The organism is uncultured Rothia sp., from assembly GCF_937976295.1.
GTDB lineage: Bacteria > Actinomycetota > Actinomycetes > Actinomycetales > Micrococcaceae > Rothia.
In genome coordinates, this window is the sequence record NZ_CALJRY010000078.1 from 1 (window position 1) to 3,433 (window position 3,433).

Annotated in this window: 4 protein-coding genes; 2 read left to right on the forward strand and 2 right to left on the reverse strand. The window is 60.4% G+C overall.

Translation table 11 applies throughout. From position 1 onward, the window contains the following. Together Q0216_RS02070 and rarD are read left to right on the forward strand one after the other, a co-directional pair. Nucleotides 1–1,169, forward strand: a 1,169-nt coding sequence (locus Q0216_RS02070) for a DUF6882 domain-containing protein (protein ID WP_298592531.1), incomplete at its 5' end; no start/stop codon positions are given. Between the two features lie 165 nt (nucleotides 1,170–1,334). Next, entirely contained in the window at nucleotides 1,335–2,306 is a 972-nt protein-coding gene (gene rarD, locus Q0216_RS02075; protein ID WP_298592533.1) for an EamA family transporter RarD, read from the forward strand. A 94-nt stretch (nucleotides 2,307–2,400) separates the two neighbouring features. Here the strand turns inward: rarD and Q0216_RS02080 are convergent, their stop codons facing one another. Both Q0216_RS02080 and Q0216_RS02085 read right to left on the reverse strand, forming a co-directional pair. Further along, a complete protein-coding gene (locus Q0216_RS02080; protein WP_298592534.1) occupies nucleotides 2,401–2,544 on the reverse strand; it encodes a methionine/alanine import family NSS transporter small subunit in 144 nt (47 codons plus the stop codon). 8 nt (nucleotides 2,545–2,552) lie between these two features. Beyond that, a partial coding sequence (locus Q0216_RS02085; RefSeq protein ID WP_298592536.1) for a sodium-dependent transporter occupies nucleotides 2,553–3,433 on the reverse strand: 881 nt, incomplete at its 5' end.

A 3,433-nucleotide genomic window follows, 5' to 3' on the forward strand; every position in this document is an offset into this window, starting at 1 on the left:
GCACCGAATCCGAGAACCGCGGTACTTGGATTTGGTCTTGGCAGCAGCTGGGCTACTTCCCCGACTCCGTTGTTTCTGCCGCTATTCAGGCACGTGAAACCGGTGAGCGTGACGGCCTGGCTGAGCTGACCACCGACGAGCTGACCCTCTCCGAGTCCCTGGCACGCCGTCTGACCCTGGCAACCAAAACCATCAGCGGCCTGTACGCGCACTACCCGCTGCCCGCGGGCGCTGGCGTGCGCGCATGGACCCTGCTGGAGGGTGCTGAGCTAACCCTCGAAGCACCGACCTACAAGGGTATCGGCCGCGTTATTGCTAAGACCCTGCAGAGCGAAGAGGTACACAACCAGGTTCTGGCGGTGGATTCCTACGCTCAGCAGCGTGGCTTCCACATTGCCTGGGACACTGAGGCTACCGCAGTGCTGACCGCAACCGACGGCGCCCTGCGCCTGTGGTTCGACGAGGGCCGCATCAGCGGCATCGAGCAGGCCGAACCTCAGGTTGGCCCCGAGGTTCTGGAGCAGTGCGCAGCCGCTGCCGCACAGCGTCGCGAATCCCTCGCGGCACTGCGCGCCGAGATTGAGCGCGTGGCAGCCGCTGAGGCAGCCGCTCAGAACGCACAGCGCGAGCAGGAGGCGGCAGAACGCGCCGCCGCACGTGCCGAGGCTGAGGCTGAGCGTGCCGTCGAAATTGCCGAGCACGCACCGGTCGCAGAGACCGAGGTGCCCGGCGTTGAGAGCACCGAGAACCTCTACCCCGCCGACGAGGCTCCCTTCGATCAGGATCCGGCAGAGCACGCAGAGCCCGGCCTGGTCACCGTGGAGACCCTGCCCGGCGAGTACGAGGCAGAAGAGACCGAGCAGGCTCGCGTCTACACCGACGAGTCCATTGGCGCCGAGCAGCATGCTGACGAGTACGAGGCCGTTGAGGCTTCCGTCGAGTACGCTGAGGAGCCGATCGCTGCTGAGCCTGAGCAGCCCGTCGAGGTTGAGCACGAGGCAGCAGAGTACGAGGAGCAGCGCGTGGAGCCCATCCGCAACGCTGGTGCAGCTCCCGATCTGCAGGCAGAGCACGAAGAGGCAGCCCGCCGCGAGCAGGAAGAAATTGCCCGCCGCGAGGCAGAGCAGCCCAAGAAGAAGGGCTTCTTCTCCCGCTTCTTCGGCCTCTAAACCGAATACGCAACATCACTTCAGGCGCGGTGTCCTCGTGGTACCGCGCCTGAGGCGTGCCTGGTGGGTAGAGTAGCCTCAGCGCGCATCAACGCCCTGCCGGTGCATCCCGACGACTAGTATTAGAAGAACGTAACCGAAGAACTTAGCTCAGAAGAAGAAACCATGTCAGAGACACAGAAGCACACCACCCGCAACGGGTTTATCACCATCATCGGCACCTACCTTATTTGGGGTCTGCTCCCCCTGTATTTTGTGATGATGGCTCCGGCGGGACCGATTGAGATTGTCGTGGCGCGTGTAGTCTTCTCCCTCATCTTCTGCGCCCTGCTGCTGCCGATTTTGCGGGCAACCGCTGACTTCCGCCGCGCTCTCAAGGATCGCCGCATCATGCTGGTGCTGACGGCGGCCTCGTTCCTCATCGGCGCGAACTGGCTTATCTACGTGATGGCAACGACCAGCGGTCACACAATTGACGTGTCCCTGGGCTATTTCATTAACCCGCTGGTCTCCGTGGTGTTGGGCGTGATTTTCCTGCAGGAGCGCCTGCGCGCCGCTCAGTGGGTGTCCGTCGCTATTTCCTGTATTGCGGTGCTGATGATGAGCCTCATCTACGGCCAGATGCCGTGGACGGGTCTGGGTGTGGCGTTCTCCTTCGGCATCTACGGTCTGCTCAAAGCGCGCGTCGCCCACGACGTGAGCCCCATCGTCTCGCTGTCCCTGGAGACCTTTATCCTGGCGCCTTTCGGCGTTGCCGCCCTCTTTGTTCTCAATGCCCAGGGGCAGATGACTCTCTTCAGCGAGGGTCCCGGACACTTCTGGCTTCTCGCATCCACCGGCGTGGTCACCGTTGTACCGCTCATGCTCTTTGCAGCGGCAACCAAAGCCCTTCCGCTGTCGATTATTGGCATGGTGCAGTACCTGGGCCCGACCATCCAATTTGTTCTGGCGCTGACCGTTCTACACGAGCAGATGAGCGCCGATAAGGTGCTGGGTCTGGGCCTCATCTGGATTGCGCTCATCATCTTCACCGTGGATGCGGTGCGCGCCTCCCGCACCTACCGCGCCTCTGCACTCTCCGACCCGGAGACCGGCATGATCCCGCTCGTGCAGGCGGAAGACGTACAGAGCAAGTAGCTCTCCTCACCCCGAATAAAACACAACGCATAAAACACAATGATGCCCCGCCAGCTAGTTACTAGCTGGCGGGGCATCATTTCGCGTTCACACGCTAAAGCTCAGAACCCTGAGCTTCAGCTACTTCATCGAGAGCATCCAGATCCGGGTGACGGTGCAGGTTCAGCAGAGCCAAACCCAGGCCGCCCCAAATGATCAGAATTGCCACAATGAGCATCACAATTGCGGAGATAGACATGAAGGCTCCTAACGGGTAATGGTCGAATCAACGTGGCCGTGCTCCACCTGACCGGCAATCACCGGAGGTGCCGGAGGCTCTTCAGCCGCACGAGACTTCTTCGACCAGGGCAGAAGAGAAACAACAATCGCGCCCACCAGAAGCAGTGCGCTCATGCCCCAACCAAAGATCGCCAGCATATCTGCCGGGTAACCCTCATAGGGGGTTGCCACAAGCTTAATGACGCTCTGAATCAGGGAGTAACCCAGAACCAGCGGAGTCACAACAGCCAGCAGAACCATCCAGACCTTACCGACCTTGATGGAGGAATAGCGGTTCAGGTGCTCAGCCAGAGCGGGCAGCGCACGAACCACGTATGCAACCACGATAATGGCGCACAGGCCAGCTGCCAGAATACCGAAGAGGTTCACGAAGTTATCGAGAATATCCAGCACGTACAGACCGGTGGTGGTCGGCATCAGCAGCAGCGAAATCAGAGCTATCGGAACAATCACCAGGGTGGTGGAGAACAGACGGGAGGTCGCGAACTTGTCCTGAACACCGGCGATAATCACCTCAAGAATCGAAATGAGGGAGGTGAAACCCGCGAAGAGCAGGGAACCAAAGAAGAGGATACCGATCAGCACGCCGCCGGGAGCCTGAGAAATAATGGTCGGGAACGCGATGAACGCCAGGCCAATACCGCTGGTTGCGACCTCGCTCACCTGGGTGCCAGCAGCCTGAGCCATAAAGCCCAGAGCCGAGAACACACCAATACCCGCCAGAAGTTCGAAACCGGAGTTCGCGAAACCAACTACAGCACCGGAACCGGTCAGGTCAGTCTTAGGCTTCAGGTAGGAGGAGTAGGTGATCATAATGCCGAAGCCGATGGACAGCGAGAAGAAAATCT